We start from the raw sequence: 16,526 nt of genomic DNA, 5'->3' as shown, positions 1-16,526 counted from the left end.
TAGGGTCGGCATCCACCCCACCGAAGGAGTCTCGATGAAGTTGTCAAGCCGCCTGCGGGACCGGGTGCGCGGGGCCGCTCCCTACGCCCTCGGCGGCCTGTTCGCGGCTTCGGGCGTGCTGCACTTCGCGGCGCCCGGGCCCTTCCAGGCGATCATGCCCCGCTGCCTGCCCGCGCCGCGAGCGTGGGTCTACGGCAGCGGCGCGGCCGAGCTGGTCTGCGGCGCGGGGCTGCTGACGCGCAGGGCGTGGGCCGGACCGGCGAGCGCGGCCCTGCTGCTCGCCGTGTGGCCCGCCAACGTCCAGATGGCCCTCGACTCGGGCACGGGCAGGCTCCGGGGCCCGGCCGACAACCGCCTCTTGGCCTGGGGCCGCGTGCCGCTCCAGATCCCGCTCGTCTGGGCCGCCCTCCAGGCCCGCCGCGGGGACCGGGAGGGCTGACCGGCGGCAGCCCGCGCCGGGGCGTCGGCGGGCCCGGAGCGCCCGCTTGCCCCTCCCCTTGGGTGAGGAGCCACAGTGGAACCATGCTTCCCATCGGTTCCTTCAGTGAACTCACCGGCCTCTCGCACAAGGCGCTGCGCCACTACCACTCCCTCGGGCTGCTGGTACCGGCCCGCGTGGACGAGGACACCCAGTTCCGCTGGTACGGCGTCGACCAGATCGAGCGCGCCGGGCAGATCGCCGCCCTGCGCCGCGCGGGCATGGGCCTGGACACCGTCCGGCGTGTGGTGGACGACCCCGGCCTGGCCCCGGACGCGCTGCGCCGGCACGCCGAGGACCTCCGGCGCGAGCGGGAGGACCAGGACCGGGCGCTGGCGGAGGCCCTCGCGGTCCTGGCGTGGAAGCCGGAGGTGGAGGTGCGGCCCCGGCGGGCGCGCACGGCCCTCACGGGGGTGGCCGCGCTCTCCCCGGACGGCGGCTTCGACCTGGACCGGGAGCGCGCCGAGGCGCACGCCCTGGCCGCGCGGCTCGGCGCGCTGGCCGACGAGCGCGGGTGGCGCGCCGACGGACGGTGGTGGAAGAGCCTGGAGCCGAGGGCGGACGAAGCGGGCTACCGGGTGTGCGTGCCGGTCGCGGAGGCCGGGCCCTCCCCGCACCCGCTGCCGGAGGGCGTGGAGCTGGTGGAGTACGCGGAGGGCACCGAGGTCCGGCTGCTGATCCCCGGCCGGGAGAGCCTCGGCGGCCTCACCTTGGCACTGACCCACCTGTTCGGGCACGAGGTCGAGGGCGTGTTCGCCGACGTGGGCGCCCTCCGTCAGTCGGAGTACGACGGAGGCGTGGAGTTCGCCGTCGGGTTGCGGCCCCTGGCGGATGCTCCGGAGTGAGGGCCCGCGGACCCGGCTCCCGCACCCGGGGCTTCCGTGTCCTCGTGCCCCGTGTCCGGGGCCCGCGTCGGCCGCAGCAGGGCGCCGAGCGCGGCGGCGCCTTCGAACAGGGCCGCCGACCGGGTGTCGATGCTCGCGTCCCGGGCGGCCAGCGCGGCCGTCACCTCGTCCCACCGGTGGGCGCGGCGCAACTGCGGCATCAGGGTGCGCAGCGGTGCGACGCGGTAACCGGCCATGCGCAACTGGTGGACGATCCGCGCGTCCCGGGCGTCGGCGGGCGAGTACCTCCGCGCTCCGCCGGGGGAGGCGCGGCCGGGCACGACGAGCCCCTCGGCGTCCCAGTGCCGCAGCGTCGAGGGCCGGACACCGAGCGCCGCGGCGAGCTCTGAGACGCCCATGGAGTCCGCCGGGCGGACGTCCCCGACCGTCTCCGCGGCGATCGCCTCCGCGGCCTCCCTGGCCAGTCCGATTTCCCGTCGCTCGGTGTGGAGCCGGGCGTGCGCGGCGTCCAGGAGGGCGAGCAGGTCCGAGGCCGGATACCCGTGCGCGGCGCGCACGATCCGCCCGGCCTCGACCGGGCCGGTCCCGGCCGCGAGGGCCCGGTAGGCCAGGGCCGAACGCACGTGGGCCTCGGCGTAGACCCGGTAGCCCGAGGCCGTGCGCGCCGCCGGGGGCAGTACGCCATCGCGTTCGAGGTTGCGCACCTGCTGGACGGAGTACCCCGAGCGCCGGGCGACGTCGATCGTGCGCAGGGCGGTCGATTTGCGACTTCCCACTCCCCCACCTCGCACTCCTCGGGGAAAAGCCTCCACAAGCACATGAATGTAACGCTGGAACGCATGAGCATCGAAGAGATCACCGCGTTCCTCGGGAGCCTGGAGGGCGTGCTGACCCTCAGACCGGGGCCGGGCGACGGCTCGCCCGAGATCAGCTGGGGCGACACGTTCTTCTACTACGCGCCCGACGGCGCCGTTCCCACCGCGGCCCAGCCCTTCGCGACGGTCGTGACGAAGGACTACCCCGACGACCGGGCGTCGCGGCTGGACCGGCCCGGCGCCTTCCGGCTGAACGTCGCCGCCGGAAGGGAGGCCTTCGTGAGCTGGACGGGCCGTGAGCCGCGCGAACCGGCCGACCCGGGCGCGGACCCGGGCGCGGCGGACACGGTGGTGGCGCACCCCGTCTACGGCGGCCTGGGCTGGCTCTCCGTGGTGAACCCCGGGCCGCGGACCGGGGAGGCGGCCCGGGAGCTGCTGCGCACCGCCCACGGCCTCGCCCGCGCGCGCCGTCAGCGGCGCACCGGGACGGAGCCGGACTGACGGGCGGTGTCGGGCCCGGGGGCGGCTGGGAGGGGCGCGGACATCCCGTGCGGCACCGAAGGAGCGGTGGGGGACGGCGTGACGCCGGCCCCCGCCGGTCCGGTGTTCAGGACACCGCCTACAGGCGGCAGGCGTAGATGTCGGTGACCAGGATGGCGCGGGCGCCGAGCTGCCACAGGTCGTCCATGATCCGCTGGGCGTCCTTGCTCGGCACCATCGAGCGGACCGCGACCCAGCCCTCCCGGTGCAGCGGGGAGACCGTCGGCCCCTCCATGCCCGGGGTGAGCGCGACCGCCGCCTCCAGGCGCTCGGCGTGCACGTCGTAGTCCATCATCACGTAGTCGCGGGCGACCAGGACACCGCGCAGACGGCGCAACAGCGTGTCGAACTTGGGGTTCTCGGGGGCCCCGGACGGGCGGATGACCACCGCCTCGGAGACCAGGATCGGCTCGCCGAAGGTCTCCATGCCCGCCTGGCGCAGGGTGGTGCCGGTGGAGACCACGTCGGCGACGGCGTCGGCGACGCCGAGCTGGACGGAGCTCTCGACCGCGCCGTCCAGGTGGATGACGCGGGCGTCGACGCCCTGCTCGTCCAGGTAGGAGCGCAGGAGGCCGTCGAAGGACGTGGCGACGCGCTTGCCGTTGAGGTCGGACACCTCCATGCCGGCGCCGCCGGGCGCGGCGAAGCGGAAGGTGGAGCCGCCGAAGCCCAGCGGCAGGACCTCGTCCACGGCGGCCCCGGAGTCAAGCAGCATGTCGCGGCCGGTGATCCCCGCCTGGAGGATGCCCTCGCCGACGTAGACGGCGATGTCCTTGGGGCGCAGGAAGAAGAACTCGGTGTCGTTGTCGGGGTCGATCATGACCAGGTCGCGGCTGCTCTTGCGCTGCCGGTACCCGGCCTCGCGGAGCATCTCCACGGCGGGTTCGGAGAGCTGGCCCTTGTTGGGCACGGCGATTCTCAGCATGTCGGGCATGTTCACGGCTTTCTCGTGGCTGCGTGTACGGGGACGTGGCGTCGGTGGCCGGATGCGCGCGGGCGGCGCGTCGGCCTACAGATGCTTGTAGACGTCCTCCAGACGCAGGCCGCGGGCCAGCATCAGGACCTGGAGGTGGTAGAGGAGCTGCGAGATCTCTTCGGCTGCCTGGTCGTCCGACTCGTACTCGGCGGCCATCCAGACCTCCGCCGCCTCCTCGACGACCTTCTTGCCGATGGCATGGACGCCGGCGTCGAGCTGGGCGACGGTCCCGGAGCCCTCGGGGCGGGAACGCGCCTTCTCGGACAGCTCTGCGAACAGCTCTTCGAAGGTCTTCATGGTGTCTTTCCTCGACAGACAGATGCGCTACCAGCGTAGGCGGTCCGGCGCCCCGGTGCCGCACCCTCGCGGGGATGTCTCATCATGTGGGCGGCGGCGTGCGCCACACCGCGCCGCCCCGCGCCGGGACCGTCCCGGCGCGGGGCGGCCGTCGCGCCCGGTCCGCCGTGCCCTCGCCCGGCTCACCACACCCTGCGGGCGGCGGCGCGCACGATCGGCTTGGGGATGAAGCGCAGCAGCCCCGTGGCCGCCTTGTACTGGGCCCCGGCCACGACGCTGGAGCGCCCGGCCGCCCAGGCGGTGAGGGACTCGCGCACGACCTGCTCCTTGGGGACGAACGCGAACGCGGGCATCCCGCTCTCCTGGACGCCCCTGGTCATGTCGGTGCGCACGAAGCCCGGCAGGACCGCGGTGACGTGCACGCCGTGCTCGGCGACCTCGGCGGCCACGCTCTCGCTCCACAGGGACACGAACTTCTTGCCCGCCCCGTACACCGAGCCTCCGGGGTTGGCGGTGATCTCGCCCGCGACGGAGGACAGGTTGATGACGCCGAGCCTGGTCCGGCTCGGCAGGCTCCCGCGGCGGGCGATCTGCACCGGCAGGACGGCGCGGGTCAACTGGAGGACCGCGCGCACGTTGAGGTCGATCATGGCGTCGATCTCGGAGGGCTCCTGCTCGGCGAAGGGGCCGCCGTCGCCCCGCCCGGCGTTGTTGACGAGCAGGTCCACGGGGGCCTCGTCGCCGCTGCCGTCGGCGGACAGGCGTTCGGCGACGAGCGAGAGGCCCTCGACGGCGCCCAGGTCGGCGGGCAGGGGCTGGACGCCGACCCCGTAGCGTCCGCCGATCTCCTCGGCGAGGGCCTCCAGGAGTTCGCCCCGGCGGGCGACGAGGACGAGGGAGTAGCCGCGTTCGGCGAGCCTGCGGGCGTACTCCTCGCCGATCCCGGTGGAGGCCCCGGTGACCAGCGCGGTCCGTGGGTGGGCGGGGGTCTCGGAGGTGCTGGCCGGTTCGCTCATCCCCCCAGGGTAGGCCGTCGCCGGACGCGGGGACAGGGGCCTCGTCGGGCGCCGGAGCGGAGTGCGCGCGCGGCGGCGCCCTGCGGCGCCCCGGCCCGCGCGGCGCTCCCCTCGGCACCGGAGTTCCCCCTCGCGCGGTGGGCATGGACACACACGGTTTCACATGGTTTTTCCCAGAACGCGGCCGCGCCGACTCCCTTCCGGGAGGGGTGAGGCGTTAGCGTGCGTGTATGTCCGAGACCCACAGCCCTGCCGGACCCCTTTCCTCCCTGAGGTTGGACGAGCGCCTGCGTGACACCCGACTGTTCTTCAGCCAGGCGCTGCGCACCTTCCACGCCACCGGTTCCATCCTCCCCAGCAGCGGTGCGCTGGCGCGTGCGATGGCCGAGTACGTCCGGCGCCGACCCGAACCCGACCGCCCGCTGCGCATCCTGGAGGCCGGAGCCGGGACCGGAGCGATCAGCCGCGGGATCGCCGCCTCGATGCAGCCGGGGGACACCCTGGACCTGGTGGAGGCCAACCCCGAGTTCGCCGCCCACGTGGAGGGACTGCTCAAGACCGACCCGGCCATGTCGCGGGTGGCCGACGCCTCCCGCGTGCACGCCAAGCTCGTCAACGACATGGGCACCGACCGGTCCTACGACGTGATCGTGTCGGGCCTGCCGTTCGCGAACTTCACCGCCGACGCCGTCCGGGAGATCCTGGACTACTACTTCGAGGTGCTCGAACCGGGCGGCACCATGTCCTTCTACGGGTACCTGTACACCAAGGAGGTCAAGGCGGTCATCGCCCGCCGCGAGGACTACCTGCGCCAGGCCCGCACGAGCTGGCTGGTCCAGGAGTGGATCGACCGCTACGGCATCGGCTCCGAGAAGGTGTTCGCCAACGTCCCGCCCGCGTGGGTGCACCACCTGCGCAAGCCGGGGAGGGGCTGAACCCGCTCCCCCGCAGCCGCTGACAGGGCCCGCCACACTCGTGGCGGGCCCCTGCGTTGCCCGGGGCGCGCTCGGCCCTCAGGCCAGCGCGGTCCGGATGAGGCTGTCCAGCAGCTCGGGGTACTCCAGGCCCGCCGCCCGCCAGATCTGGGGGTACTGCGAGTGCGCGGTGAACCCGGGCAGGGTGTTGACCTCGTTGACGACGGGTTCGGTGCCCCCGCGCAGGAAGAAGTCCACGCGCAGCAGACCGGAGCAGCCGACCGCCTCGAACACTCCCAGGGCGAGGTCGCTCAACTGCGTCCGGAGCCCGACCGGCAGGTCGGCGGGGATGTCGAAGACCGCGTCGCCCCCGTACTTGGTGTCGTAGTCGAAGAAGCGCTCCGCGTCCGCGACCCGGATCTCCAGCGGCGGCCCGGCCTTGAGCGCGCCGTCGGGCAGCTCCAGGACGGCCAGGTCGACCTCGCGGCCGACGACCGCCTCCTCCACCAGGACCTTGGTGTCGAACTCGCGCGCGGTCTTGACGGCGGCCTCCAGCTCCGACCAGTCGCCGACCCGCGTCACCCCCAGGCTGGAGCCGCTGCGCGCGGGCTTGACGAACACGGGCAGCCCCAGCTCGGCGCGCTCCTGCGGCGAGACCTCGTCGTCCGGTCCGCGCAGCACCACGTCCCGCGCGACCGGCAGCCCGGCCGCGCGCAGCAGCGTCTTGGTGGTCGCCTTGTCCATACCGGCGGCGCTGGCGAGCACGCCGTTGCCCACGTACGGCACTCCCAGGAGTTCGAGCATCCCCTGGATCGTGCCGTCCTCGCCGTAGGGGCCGTGGATGACGGGGAAGACCACGTCCGCCTCGCCCAGCGCGAGGATCGCCTCGCCCAGGCCGTCGCCCGTGCGCCGCTCCTCCCCGCCGCCGGGCTCGGGGGTCAGGGCCAGCAGGCGCTCGGCGTCCAGCGCGGCGGGGTCGTCGGTGTCGGCGCCCACCACCCACGCACCGGCGCGCGTGATCCGCACCGGGACGGCCTCGTACCGCTCGCGGTCCAGGTGGGCCAGAACCGACAGCGCCGACGCGCACGAGACGTCGTACTCCCCGTTGCGTCCACCGAAGACGACGGCGACGCGTGTCCTTGCCTCAGGCACTCGATCTCTCCTTGCTCGGTACGCGCGGCACGGGCCGCGCCAGGTCCTGGTGGAGGCGGGGCACGCGCGCGCCCACGCCGGTGAGAATCTCGTGGGGGATGGTTCCGGCCCAGTCGGCCCACTCCTCGACGGTGGGCTCGCCTCGGTCGCCGGGGCCGAACACGACCACCTCGTCGCCCTCGCGCACGTCCATGCCGCCGACGTCGACCACGAACTGGTCCATGGCGATGCGTCCGGCCACGGGGCACCGCCGTCCGGCGATCCACACGTAGGCCCGGTCCCCCGCCGCGCGGGGTACGCCGTCGGCGTAGCCGAGCGGAACGAGGGCGAGCAGGCTCTCGCGCGAGGTGGTGTAGGCGTGGTGGTAGCTGACGCCAGTCCCAGCGGGGACCCGCCGGACCATGGCCACCCGGGCGCGCAGGGTCATGGCCAGGCGCAGGCCGAAGCGCCTGCCCTCGACGGGCTCCACTCCGTAGAGGCCGACCCCGGCCCGGACCAGGTCGAAGTGGGTGGCGGGTTCGTTGAGGATCGCGGCCGTGTTGGCCAGGTGCCGCAGCGACGGGTCGAGCCCGGCCGCGCGCGCCTGGGAGAGCGCCCCCTCGAAGGCGGTGACCTGCTGCGCGGTGGTCGCCGCGCCGGGCAGGTCGGCGGAGGCCAGGTGCGACCAGACGCCGCGCACCCGGACCAGGCCGTCCAGTTCCAGCACGCGGGCCAGTCCGACCAGCCCGGGCCAGGCCTCCGGCGGCGCGCCGTTGCGGCTCAGCCCGGTGTCGGCCTTGAGGTGGACGTGCGCGACACGGCCCGTGCGCACGGCGGCGTCGGCCACGGCGCGCAGGTGGCCGACCGAGGGGACGGACAGGTCCACGTCGGCGGCGACGGCTGAGTCGAAGTCCTGGTCGGCGCGGTGCAGCCAGCACAGCACGGGGGTGCGCAGCCCGGCGCGGCGCAGGGCGAGCGCCTCCTCCAGTGAGGTCACGCCCAGCCAGGTCGCTCCGGCCTCCAGGGACGCGCGGGCCACCTCCACGGCCCCGTGGCCGAAGCCGTTCGCCTTGACGACGGCAAGAATTTCGGAATTGGTCCGCTTTGCCATGAACCGTACATTGTGGGCGATCGCGCTTATATCAACGAGGGCCTCACCCAGGGGCGAGGCCGGGTGTCCGGGGACGTGGAGCGAGCGCTCCCCGGGGTCGGTCGACGGCATGACCAAGAAGTAGACACGACGCGCTGTGAACAGAGCGTGAGCGCCGCCCCCGCCCCCGGAAGACGCCTGCCGAGCGCGGAGGGAGAAGGAAGAGCGTATGAGGGTGTTGGTCGTGGACCACGGAGAGGACCCCGCACAGCCGACCGCCTCATGGCTGCGGGAGGCCGGCTTCGCCGTGGACACCGCCCCGGACGGGGAGACGGCGCTGTACAAGCTCGCCGTCAACGAGTACGGGGTCATGCTGCTCGAACGGACGCTGCCGGGGTTGAGCGGGAACGAGGTGTGCCGCGCGGCCACCACCCTGCACGGCCAGGTGCGGGTGCTCATGGTGAGTTCTCCCACCAGCCCGGAGGAGCGGCTCGCCGGTTTCGAGCTGGGCGCGGACGACTACCTCATCAGGCCCCTCGACCGCGAGGAGATGATCGCACGGGTCCGCGCCCTGGCCCGGCGGCCCGGCAGGGCCGAACCGCCGGTTCTGGAGCGTTCGGGCCTGCGGCTCAACTCCACCCGCTACGAGGCCTCCCGCGACGGCAGGCCCCTGCACCTGTCGCCCAAGCAGTTCGGGGTGCTGGAGGAGCTGCTGCGCGCCGACGGCGCCCCGGTGTCGGCGGAGGCGCTGCTGGAGAGGGTGTGGGACGAGAACATCGATCCGTTCACCACCATCGTGCGCGTGACCATCCGCTCCCTGCGGCGCAAGCTGGGCGCCCCGAACCCCATCCAGACCGTGCCCCGGGTGGGTTACCGGCTGAGGTGACCCGGGGTCCGGGCGGAGCGGGGACCGACGGGCCGGGCGGTGGCCGGGGTCCGCCACCGAGCACCGACGTGTCCGGCGGCCCGTCCCGCGCCGCCGGAGCGCACGCGCTCCCCTCCGCCGCCCCGATCCTCCGCGACGGTGGGTGATCACGGGCTCGCCCGAGTCGGGATCCGCCCCCTCTGCCCTGTTTTGCGACTGATTCGTGACCTGCATCACTGGAATCTGAGGTCGCAGGTACCGGTGCGACGCAGGTAGTCTCGCGTTGACTTCTTGCGGACCGGATCTTTGCGTTCGGCACCACCTCTCGCCGACGCACACGTGAAGAGCTCCTGAGGATCCCTCTGACGTCCCCGGAAGTCCCATCCCGCGCCACAAGCCCTGGGCCCACCTTTTGCGCACACCCGTATCAGCGTGGACCAGAAGCATGCGCGCACAATCCGACAGATCATCCGATTCCCCAGGTCAACGCGGACCAACGGAGGAGGCAGCGTGACGGTCACCCAAGCGGTCGAAGCGGTTCCGGGCGTCCCGGAGGACACCGCTCCCGCGCTCATGCCCGTGGACGTCAGGCAACGCGTCTCCGCCCTCGCCAGAACCTCGCGGCTCCTGGTCGCCTGCGACTACGACGGCGCCCTCTCCACGGTCGACCCGGCCGACCGGCGCCCGCTGCCGGAGGCCCTGCGCGCGCTGCGCGACCTGGCCGACCTGCCCGGCACCGTGTGCGCGGTCATCTCCGGCCGTCCCCTGCGCGACCTGGCCGCGCTCTCGCGCCTGCCCGCCGAGGTGCGCCTCGTGGGCGCCCACGGCACCGAGTTCGACACCGACGTGACCGTCGACCCCGACCACCGCACCGCCGACTCGCCCTCGGACAAGGCCGCCGCCCTGGAGCTGCTGAGCGCCCAGGTCGAGGCCACCGCCATCCTCTACATCGGCGGCGGCGAGGGCGAGGAGCCCGTCTTCACGCGGCTGACCGGCGCCGACACGGGCGTGCGGGTCGGCGAGGGGCCCACAGTGGCCTCCCACCGCGTGGCCGACACCCCGACCGCCGCGGCCCTGCTGTCCGCGCTGGCCGCCGAGCGCCGCTTCTGGGTCTTCGGCGAGCGCCCCACGCCCATCGAGCGCATGTCGATGCTCTCCAACCAGGGCTCCGTGGCCCTCGTCGGCCCGGACGCGCGCCTGCTGTGGTTCTGCCACCCCGAGCCCGACTCGAACGCCGTGTTCGCCGAGGTCCTGGGCGGCCGTCAGGCGGGCGTGTTCGCCGTCGCCCCCGCCCACGGCGGCCGTCCGCTGGGCCAGCGCTACCTGCCCGGCACCATGACAGTGCGCACCCGGTGGTCGCGCATGGACGTCACCGACTACCTCGCCCACGGCACCCCGCAGGGGCGCACCGACCTGATCCGGGTGATCAGCGGTGTCACCCCGGCCACGGTGGAGTTCGCCCCCCGGCCCGACTTCGGCCGCGCACAGGTGCGCATCACGCGGCGGGAGGACGGCCTGATCGTCGAGGGGGCCGACTTCCCGATGGCCCTGTACTCGCCCGGCGTGGAGTGGGAGATCGACCACGACGGCGTCTCCGACATCGCCCGCGCGGTCGTCCACCCGCGCTCGGAGCAGCCCGTGGTGCTGGAGCTGCGCTGCGGCACGGACTCCCTCGTGCGCGGCACACTGCCCGAGTCTGAGCGCCAGCGGACCTCCGGCGAGCACTGGTCGCGCTGGCTCGACGGTCTCACGCTGCCCGACACCGCCCAGCAGTTGGCGGCGCGCTCCGCGCTCACCCTGCGCGGCCTGTGCACCCCCTCCGGGGGCGTGATGGCCGCCGCGACCACTTCGCTGCCCGAGGAGATCGGCGGCGTCCGCAACTGGGACTACCGGTACTGCTGGCTGCGCGACGGCGCCCTGACCGTGCAGTCGCTGGTCTCCCTGGGCTCGACCGCCGAGGCCGAGGAGTTCCTGGACTGGGTGCACCGGGTCGTGGACTCGCTGCCCGGCCCGGAGACGCTGCGCCCGCTGTACTCGCTGCGGGGCACCAATCTGGGTCCGGAGGAGGTCGTCGAGTCGCTGTCGGGGTACGCGGGCTCGCGGCCGGTGCGGATCGGCAACCTGGCCGACCACCAGGTGCAGTTGGACGTGTTCGGCCCCGTCGTGGAACTGATCGAGAAGCTGTCCTCGGTACGCGGCACCCTGGCCGACCGCGACTGGGACCTGGTGCGGTCGATGGCCGAGGCGGTCGCCCGCCGCTGGCACGAGCCCGACCACGGCATCTGGGAGGAGCGCGACGAGCCCCGCCAGCGCGTCTACTCCAAGGTGATGTGCTGGGTGACCCTGGACCGCGCCGTCGGCCTGGCCCGCGCCTACGGCCGCGAGGTGGACCCGTCCTGGCCGGACCTGCGCGACGGCATCGCCGCCGAGGTGCTGGACAAGGGCTGGAACGAGGAGGCGCAGGCCTTCACCACCGCCTACGACGGCACCGACCTGGACGCCGCGTCCCTGCACATCGGCCTGTCCGGGCTGATCGACCCGGCCGACGAGCGCTTCCAGGCCACCGTGACCGCTGTGGAGGCGGAGCTGCGCAGCGGCCCGACCGTGTACCGGTACCACCGCGACGACGGCCTGCCGGGCGGCGAGGGCGGCTTCCACCTGTGCACCGCGTGGCTGATCGAGGCGTACCTGCTGACCGGCCGCCGCGCGGAGGCGGACGAGCTGTTCAAGCACCTGGTGGACTGCGCCGGACCGACCGGGCTCATCCCGGAGGAGTTCGACCCGGTCACCGAGCGGGCGCTGGGCAACCACCCGCAGGCGTACTCGCACCTGGGCCTGATCCGCTGCGCCCAGCTGCTCGACCGCCTCTGAGAAGGAACCGCCGGGGCGTCCGCGGCGCGCTCCCGGGCCCGTGGGGGCCGTGGGAGCGCATCCGCGGACGCCCCTTCGCGGCGGTGCGGACCCGCGGCGTCCGGCGGGGCACGGTCAGTGACCGGAGGGGCCCGCCTGGCCGGGCCGGCCGCCGTAGCCCGGCTGCCCCGGCTGCCCCGGGTGCCCGGGGTGACCGGGGTGACCGGGCCGTCCGCCGCCGTCGAGGTGTCCGCCTTGGCCCGGCTGAGCCGGGTACCCGCCCTGGCCCGGGTATCCGCCCGGGAGGGGCTGGTGGCCGGGGTCGGTCACGCGGAACCACTCCTGGGCGCTCCCGGTCCGGATGAGCAGCAGGATGACCGCCATCAGGACCACGCCCAGGGCCGGGTTGGACGCGTCGGTGAGCAGGTTGAGGAGCGCGCTGGCGAACCCCAGAGCCACGACGACGAGCACGAGCGTGCGCGCCCTGTTCCCGCCCTTGCCCAGGGCGACCACGACGTAGACCTCGAAGGCCGTGAGGGCCAGGCTGAAGAGCAGGATGGCCGCGAGGCCGCCCACCCCCGTGTCCATCTCCGCCTCGACCTGCGCGCTGGGCAGGTTGGCGAGGGCGACGAGGCCGATGAGGGCCAGGGAGTAGATGACGGCGGCGAGCACGATCCGGATGATGAGGATGACGCGGACCGCCTTGAGCGGGCCGGGCATCGGAGGTGCGGGAGTGTGGGGGTTCACGGGGGAGAAGCCTTCCCGGTCGGGGCCGTGAGCGGGACGAGGGATGTTTCGTGTCTACGACTTCCGCGGGGCGGAAACGGTTCCCTCCCGGGCTGCAACCGTGTTCGAACCGCGCACACAGAGCGGGCGGCTCCCAGGGGATGGGAGCCGCCCGTGACACCGGGGGGCGGTGTTGGTTCTGGTGTCTTCCCTCTGCCGGGCGACCTAATCATCCGCCGGTCCGGAATCGGGCGGGAGGACCCGTCCGCCGCGGACGCGGACCTCACCGGAAGCGCGGGCCCTCCTCCAGGCGCTCGCGCACGCCCGGCCACTCGTTGCGCAGCACCGAGTAGTACACGGCGTCCCGGCGGCGTCCGCCCGGCATGACGTTGTAGCTGCGCAGGACGCCCTCCTCCGTGGCTCCGATGGAGCGCAGGCCGCGCCGGGCCCGCTCGTTGAGCACGTCGGTCTTGAACTCGACCCGCTCCGCGCCCATCTCCTCGAAGGCGTGCCGCAGCAGCAGGTACTTGGACCAGTGGTTGACCCCCCGGCCCCTGAAGTCGCGCCCCAGCCAGGAGCTGCCGACCTCCAGCCGCAGGTCGGGCTCGGACATGTGCCCGTAGCTCATGCTGCCCGCGATGCTCCCGCTCGCCTTGTCGGTGACGGTGAACGTGGAGCGCTCCCCGCCGTCGCTGGCGGCCAGGCAGGAGTAGAAGAACCGGACGAAGCTCGCCTCGTCGTCCACACGGGTCACGAAGTGCGTCCAGATGTCGGAGTCCATGGCCTGTTCGCGCCACCCCTCGCGGTCCGTCTCCACGAGGGGAGTGAGCAGCACGTGCTCGTTCTCCAACCGGACACGCGACTGCTCGGACCACGGCATGGGCACTCCTCCGATGTACGGCGTTATGTCCGTTGCGGATTGTAGTGTCGCCCCCCGGGCCGCCCGTCGAGTGGGGTACCCCACACGGCCGCCGCCCCGCTCGCCGCCCGGGAACGCAACGGGCCGCCTCGCGCGCGACGCCCGCCCGTCGGACCCGGCCGGTAGTGTGCCCCGACCGACCGGCAATCCTGGAGGAGCCGAGCGATGGCCGCCACCGACACCGTCCTCTCCCCGCGTGCGCTCAACCGCGCCACCCTCGCCCGCCAGTTCCTCCTGCGGCGCGTGGACCGCCCGGTGACCGAGGTCGTCTCCCACCTGGTCGGCCTCCAGGCGCAGACCACGCACACCTGGTACGTCGGGCTCCAGAACCGGATCGAGGACCCGTCCCCCGAGGACGTCGGGCGCCAGCTCACCGACGGCGAACTCGTCCGCGCCACCCTCATGCGCGGCACCCTGCACCTGGTCACCCCCCAGGACTTCCGCGCGCTGCGGCCCACGGTCCAGCCCGTCATCGCCAGCGGCCTGGCGCACAGCGCTCACGGGAAGGCCACCGCCGGAACCGACCTGGACGCCGTGGCGGACGCCGGGCGCGCCCTGCTGGTGGAGCAGCCGCTCACCCCCGGCGAGCTGGGCGCGCGCCTGGCCGAGCGGTGGCCCGGGGTCCCCGGTGACGACCTGTCCTACGCGGTGCGCTCCCTGCTGCCCGTAGTGCAGATCCCCCCGCGCGGGGTGTGGGGCTCCTCGGGGCCGCCCGCGTTCGCCCCAGCCGACACCTGGACCGGTCTGGCCATGGACGCCGAGCCCGATCCGGAGGCGCTCGTGCTGCGCTACCTGGCCGCGTTCGGGCCGGCCACCGTGAAGGACGTGCAGGCCTGGTCCGGGCTGACCCGGCTGCGCGCGGTGGTCGACCGCCTGCGCGAGCGGCTCGTGGTCCTGCGCGGCGAGGACGGCGCCGAGCTGTTCGACCTCCCCGACGCCCCGCGCCCGGGACCGGACGTCCCGGCGCCGGTCCGCTTCCTCTACGACTTCGACAACGTGCTGCGCGGCCACGCCGACCGCGGCCGGATGCTCTGCGCCGAGGATCTGGGGCGGCTCGCCTCCCGCAACGGGATGCCGCCCGCCACGGTGCTCGTGGACGGCCGGGTGCGCGGCTCCTGGAAGGTGGTCCGCGCCAAGGGGACGGCAACCGTTGAGGTGACGCCGTTCCGGCAGATCGGGGCCGCCGACCGCGAGGAGGCCGAGGCCGAGGGTCTGCGGCTGCTTGCTTTCCTGGCGCCGGAGCGCGACGCGCACGAGGTCCGGTTCGCGTCGCCCGCCTGACCGCCGCACGTACCCGTGGCCCCCGACGGATCCTTCCCGACGGGGTTCTTCCGGTGTCCGACATCGACGCATGTGACCGGACCACGGACACTACGTGTGGATATGGAAGGATTCACAGGTGACCGATGAGTTCCGTGCCGCGTTCCAACGCGTGCTCGACACCGCAGCCAGCCAGGCACCCGCGTTTCCGGCGGCCGTGCACGACGTGTTCCGGCTGTCCTCCCAGGTACCCGTCGAAGAACTCGCCATCGCCATGGAGGCGCTGGCCCCGGTCCTGGGCGACAGTGAACCCGTCGCCGGGATCGCGGCCGACCTCGCCGTCCTGGCCGGCGCCCTCGTGGAGGCCGGAGCGCCCGCGGGACAGGTGGGGCTGGAGGTGCTGCGCCAGCTCGGAAGTTACGGTCAGGCCGCAGTCGCCTTCATGCACGCGTGGGACAAGACCGGCGGCGGACGGCTGCCAGCGCCCAACGACGTGTCGGCGGCCGACGAGCAGCGCGTCGAGGAGGTCCTCGGTGACAACGCCCCGCTGGCCACCGTGGGCTGGTGGACGTCCCTGCGCTACGGGCTGGCGGCCAAGGCCATGCTGGGCGACCCCGGGGTGCGGGCGGCCGTGCGCGCCGACGCCAGCGCCTTGGAGGGGCTGACCCAGATCGTGCACGCGCTGTCCACACAGCTCAGCGAGTTCGTCGAGGTGAACGAACTGCTGCGGATGGCGGAGGCGAGCACGCTCCTGGTACTGGACCGGACCTCGCGCCGGGGCTTCCAGGTGCGCTTCGACGGGATCGGCGACAACTTCCAGCTGCACACGCTGCTCGCGGACGCGCTGATCGGCAAGGAGGGACGGCTGGTGCCCGGCACCCGGCCCGACCCCCGCTGGACCGCCGCGTGCCTGGACGCGCCGGTGGACCCGCTGGCGGACGTGGTGCGCGGCGAGTGGGACCTGGTCGGCGGCGACGGCACGTGGGTGGGCAACGAGGCGCTCCCCGGGGACATCCCGCTGGTCGACGGCACGCGGGTGCTGGTGCTGGAACCGCAGTCGCTCAGCCACTCCTGGCGGGCCGGGCGCAGGCACCCCCACATCCCCGGGTCGCTGGAGGTGCTGGAGGAGCTGCGCCACGAGGACGCGGCCGCGTGGTGGAACCGGATCCACATGGCCGGTTCGGTGCGCCATCCGATGGCGCCGCCGATCGAGCACGACGAGACCGGGACCCACCGGACGCAGGCGCCCCGCCACTTCGGTGTGGCCGCGCACTTCGCCGAGGTGGACTCGGGCCCGATGTCGGCCTCGTTCCGGTCGCTGGAACCGGAGGCCGATGACGACCTGCTTACCGGGGAGAGCGGCACCGCGGCCGAGCGGCCGCAGTCCCCGCCGGAGCCGTGGGGTGACCCGTCGCAGGACCGGGGTGAGCCGTCCGGGGCCGAAGCGCCCGAACCCCGCCCTTGGGCCGCCGACCCGCTGCCCTCCCGGACGTCTTCGGAACCGCCGGAGGCCCCCCGGCCCGGGGATCCGCTCGCGGACCCGCTCTCGGACCCCTTCTCGGACCCGCTCCCGGGTCCGCAGGGGCCCTGGCGGTCCGGAGGAGAGGTGGAGGGACCGGACTCCTGGGGCGCCGCCGAACCCGCGGAGCCGATGAGCGAGTGGCGCAGCCCCGAGCCGCTGGGCTTCCGGACCCCCACGGAGGCCGACGAGAGCACGGACCGGGCCCGGCCCTGGCCCCTGGCCGCTTCGGAGAACTCCTGGAGCTCCGCGGAGCCGATTAGCGAGTGGCGCAGCCCCGAGCCC

The 16,526-nt window shown here is 73.8% G+C and carries 16 protein-coding genes; 8 read left to right on the top strand and 8 right to left on the bottom strand.

Annotated features, from left to right (window positions below; genetic code table 11):
• Window positions 1-34 precede the first annotated feature (34 nt).
• The gene (locus tag ABD54_RS07260; protein ID WP_047868645.1) at window positions 35-439 is read left to right on the top strand and encodes a DoxX family protein; all 405 of its coding nucleotides are present in this window, start codon (window positions 35-37) and stop codon (window positions 437-439) included.
• A gap of 83 nt (window positions 440-522) precedes the next feature.
• A complete protein-coding gene (locus ABD54_RS07255; protein WP_047868644.1) occupies window positions 523-1,323 on the top strand; it encodes a MerR family transcriptional regulator in 801 nt (266 codons plus the stop codon).
• On the opposite strand, the gene ABD54_RS07250 is transcribed toward ABD54_RS07255, so the two are convergent.
• A complete protein-coding gene (locus ABD54_RS07250; RefSeq protein WP_152692016.1) occupies window positions 1,254-2,099 on the bottom strand; it encodes a MerR family transcriptional regulator in 846 nt (281 codons plus the stop codon). The genes ABD54_RS07255 and ABD54_RS07250 overlap by 70 nt on opposite strands.
• A 63-nt stretch (window positions 2,100-2,162) precedes the next feature.
• Here ABD54_RS07250 and ABD54_RS07245 point away from each other — a divergent pair, with 63 nt between their 5' ends.
• Window positions 2,163-2,639 (top strand): DUF6194 family protein, encoded by a 477-nt coding sequence (locus tag ABD54_RS07245; RefSeq protein ID WP_047868643.1) that lies wholly within the window; start codon window positions 2,163-2,165, stop codon window positions 2,637-2,639.
• A 118-nt stretch (window positions 2,640-2,757) separates the two neighbouring features.
• Here ABD54_RS07245 and hisG read toward each other — a convergent pair whose 3' ends face one another.
• The 3 genes from hisG to ABD54_RS07230 all read right to left on the bottom strand — a co-directional run bounded on the left by hisG (window position 2,758) and on the right by ABD54_RS07230 (window position 4,967).
• Entirely contained in the window at window positions 2,758-3,612 is an 855-nt protein-coding gene (gene hisG, locus ABD54_RS07240) for an ATP phosphoribosyltransferase (RefSeq protein ID WP_047868675.1), read from the bottom strand.
• A gap of 75 nt (window positions 3,613-3,687) precedes the next feature.
• A complete protein-coding gene (locus tag ABD54_RS07235) occupies window positions 3,688-3,951 on the bottom strand; it encodes a phosphoribosyl-ATP diphosphatase (RefSeq protein WP_013156366.1) in 264 nt (87 codons plus the stop codon).
• A 182-nt stretch (window positions 3,952-4,133) separates the two neighbouring features.
• Window positions 4,134-4,967: an SDR family oxidoreductase gene (locus ABD54_RS07230; RefSeq protein ID WP_047868642.1), complete on the bottom strand. Its 834-nt coding sequence runs from the start codon at window positions 4,965-4,967 to the stop codon at window positions 4,134-4,136.
• Between the two features lie 230 nt (window positions 4,968-5,197).
• On the opposite strand from ABD54_RS07230, the gene ABD54_RS07225 reads away from it, so the two are divergent.
• On the top strand, window positions 5,198-5,902 hold the full coding sequence (locus ABD54_RS07225; RefSeq protein WP_047868641.1) for a class I SAM-dependent methyltransferase: 705 nt from the start codon (window positions 5,198-5,200) through the stop codon (window positions 5,900-5,902).
• 78 nt (window positions 5,903-5,980) lie between these two features.
• Here the strand turns inward: ABD54_RS07225 and ABD54_RS07220 are convergent, their stop codons facing one another.
• Window positions 5,981-7,033: a D-alanine--D-alanine ligase family protein gene (locus ABD54_RS07220; RefSeq protein ID WP_047868640.1), complete on the bottom strand. Its 1,053-nt coding sequence runs from the start codon at window positions 7,031-7,033 to the stop codon at window positions 5,981-5,983.
• The gene (gene alr / locus ABD54_RS07215; RefSeq protein ID WP_200904060.1) at window positions 7,026-8,234 is read right to left on the bottom strand and encodes an alanine racemase; all 1,209 of its coding nucleotides are present in this window, start codon (window positions 8,232-8,234) and stop codon (window positions 7,026-7,028) included. Before alr ends, ABD54_RS07220 begins: the two co-directional genes overlap by 8 nt.
• 97 nt (window positions 8,235-8,331) lie before the next feature.
• On the opposite strand from alr, the gene ABD54_RS07210 reads away from it, so the two are divergent.
• A complete protein-coding gene (locus ABD54_RS07210) occupies window positions 8,332-8,988 on the top strand; it encodes a response regulator transcription factor (RefSeq protein WP_047868638.1) in 657 nt (218 codons plus the stop codon).
• Between the two features lie 489 nt (window positions 8,989-9,477).
• Window positions 9,478-11,838, top strand: a complete 2,361-nt coding sequence (locus ABD54_RS07205; RefSeq protein ID WP_082166724.1) for a trehalase-like domain-containing protein — start codon at window positions 9,478-9,480, stop codon at window positions 11,836-11,838.
• Between the two features lie 114 nt (window positions 11,839-11,952).
• Here ABD54_RS07205 and ABD54_RS07200 read toward each other — a convergent pair whose 3' ends face one another.
• Window positions 11,953-12,564: a hypothetical protein gene (locus ABD54_RS07200; protein ID WP_152692015.1), complete on the bottom strand. Its 612-nt coding sequence runs from the start codon at window positions 12,562-12,564 to the stop codon at window positions 11,953-11,955.
• A gap of 262 nt (window positions 12,565-12,826) precedes the next feature.
• Window positions 12,827-13,423 carry a GNAT family N-acetyltransferase gene (locus ABD54_RS07195; protein WP_047868636.1) on the bottom strand — a complete coding sequence of 199 codons (597 nt, stop codon included), beginning with the start codon at window positions 13,421-13,423 and terminating at the stop codon, window positions 12,827-12,829.
• Window positions 13,424-13,627: 204 nt separating this feature from the next.
• Between ABD54_RS07195 and ABD54_RS07190 the strand changes: the two genes are divergently transcribed.
• Together ABD54_RS07190 and ABD54_RS07185 are read left to right on the top strand one after the other, a co-directional pair.
• On the top strand, window positions 13,628-14,743 hold the full coding sequence (locus ABD54_RS07190; RefSeq protein WP_047868635.1) for a winged helix DNA-binding domain-containing protein: 1,116 nt from the start codon (window positions 13,628-13,630) through the stop codon (window positions 14,741-14,743).
• 118 nt (window positions 14,744-14,861) lie between these two features.
• A partial coding sequence (locus tag ABD54_RS07185) for a hypothetical protein (RefSeq protein WP_047868634.1) occupies window positions 14,862-16,526 on the top strand: 1,665 nt, incomplete at its 3' end.

The sequence above is a fragment of the Nocardiopsis sp. RV163 genome, from assembly GCF_001029525.1.
GTDB classification, from domain to species: Bacteria; Actinomycetota; Actinomycetes; order Streptosporangiales; family Streptosporangiaceae; genus Nocardiopsis; species Nocardiopsis dassonvillei.
Note: the sequence above shows the minus strand (reverse complement) of the source record. Positions and strands in the feature narration are given on the sequence as shown.

What these genes read in the sequence shown, in the direction of transcription:
- ABD54_RS07260 (WP_047868645.1), top strand. Translation starts at nt 35, where the DNA reads ATGAAGTTGTCAAGCCGCCTGCGGGACCGGGTGCGCGGGGCCGCTCCC.
- ABD54_RS07255 (WP_047868644.1), top strand. Translation starts at nt 523, where the DNA reads ATGCTTCCCATCGGTTCCTTCAGTGAACTCACCGGCCTCTCGCACAAG.
- ABD54_RS07245 (WP_047868643.1), top strand. Translation starts at nt 2,163, where the DNA reads ATGAGCATCGAAGAGATCACCGCGTTCCTCGGGAGCCTGGAGGGCGTG.
- hisG (WP_047868675.1), bottom strand. Translation starts at nt 3,612, where the DNA reads ATGCCCGACATGCTGAGAATCGCCGTGCCCAACAAGGGCCAGCTCTCC.
- ABD54_RS07235 (WP_013156366.1), bottom strand. Translation starts at nt 3,951, where the DNA reads ATGAAGACCTTCGAAGAGCTGTTCGCAGAGCTGTCCGAGAAGGCGCGT.
- ABD54_RS07230 (WP_047868642.1), bottom strand. Translation starts at nt 4,967, where the DNA reads ATGAGCGAACCGGCCAGCACCTCCGAGACCCCCGCCCACCCACGGACC.
- ABD54_RS07225 (WP_047868641.1), top strand. Translation starts at nt 5,198, where the DNA reads ATGTCCGAGACCCACAGCCCTGCCGGACCCCTTTCCTCCCTGAGGTTG.
- alr (WP_200904060.1), bottom strand. Translation starts at nt 8,234, where the DNA reads ATGCCGTCGACCGACCCCGGGGAGCGCTCGCTCCACGTCCCCGGACAC.
- ABD54_RS07210 (WP_047868638.1), top strand. Translation starts at nt 8,332, where the DNA reads ATGAGGGTGTTGGTCGTGGACCACGGAGAGGACCCCGCACAGCCGACC.
- ABD54_RS07195 (WP_047868636.1), bottom strand. Translation starts at nt 13,423, where the DNA reads ATGCCGTGGTCCGAGCAGTCGCGTGTCCGGTTGGAGAACGAGCACGTG.
- ABD54_RS07190 (WP_047868635.1), top strand. Translation starts at nt 13,628, where the DNA reads ATGGCCGCCACCGACACCGTCCTCTCCCCGCGTGCGCTCAACCGCGCC.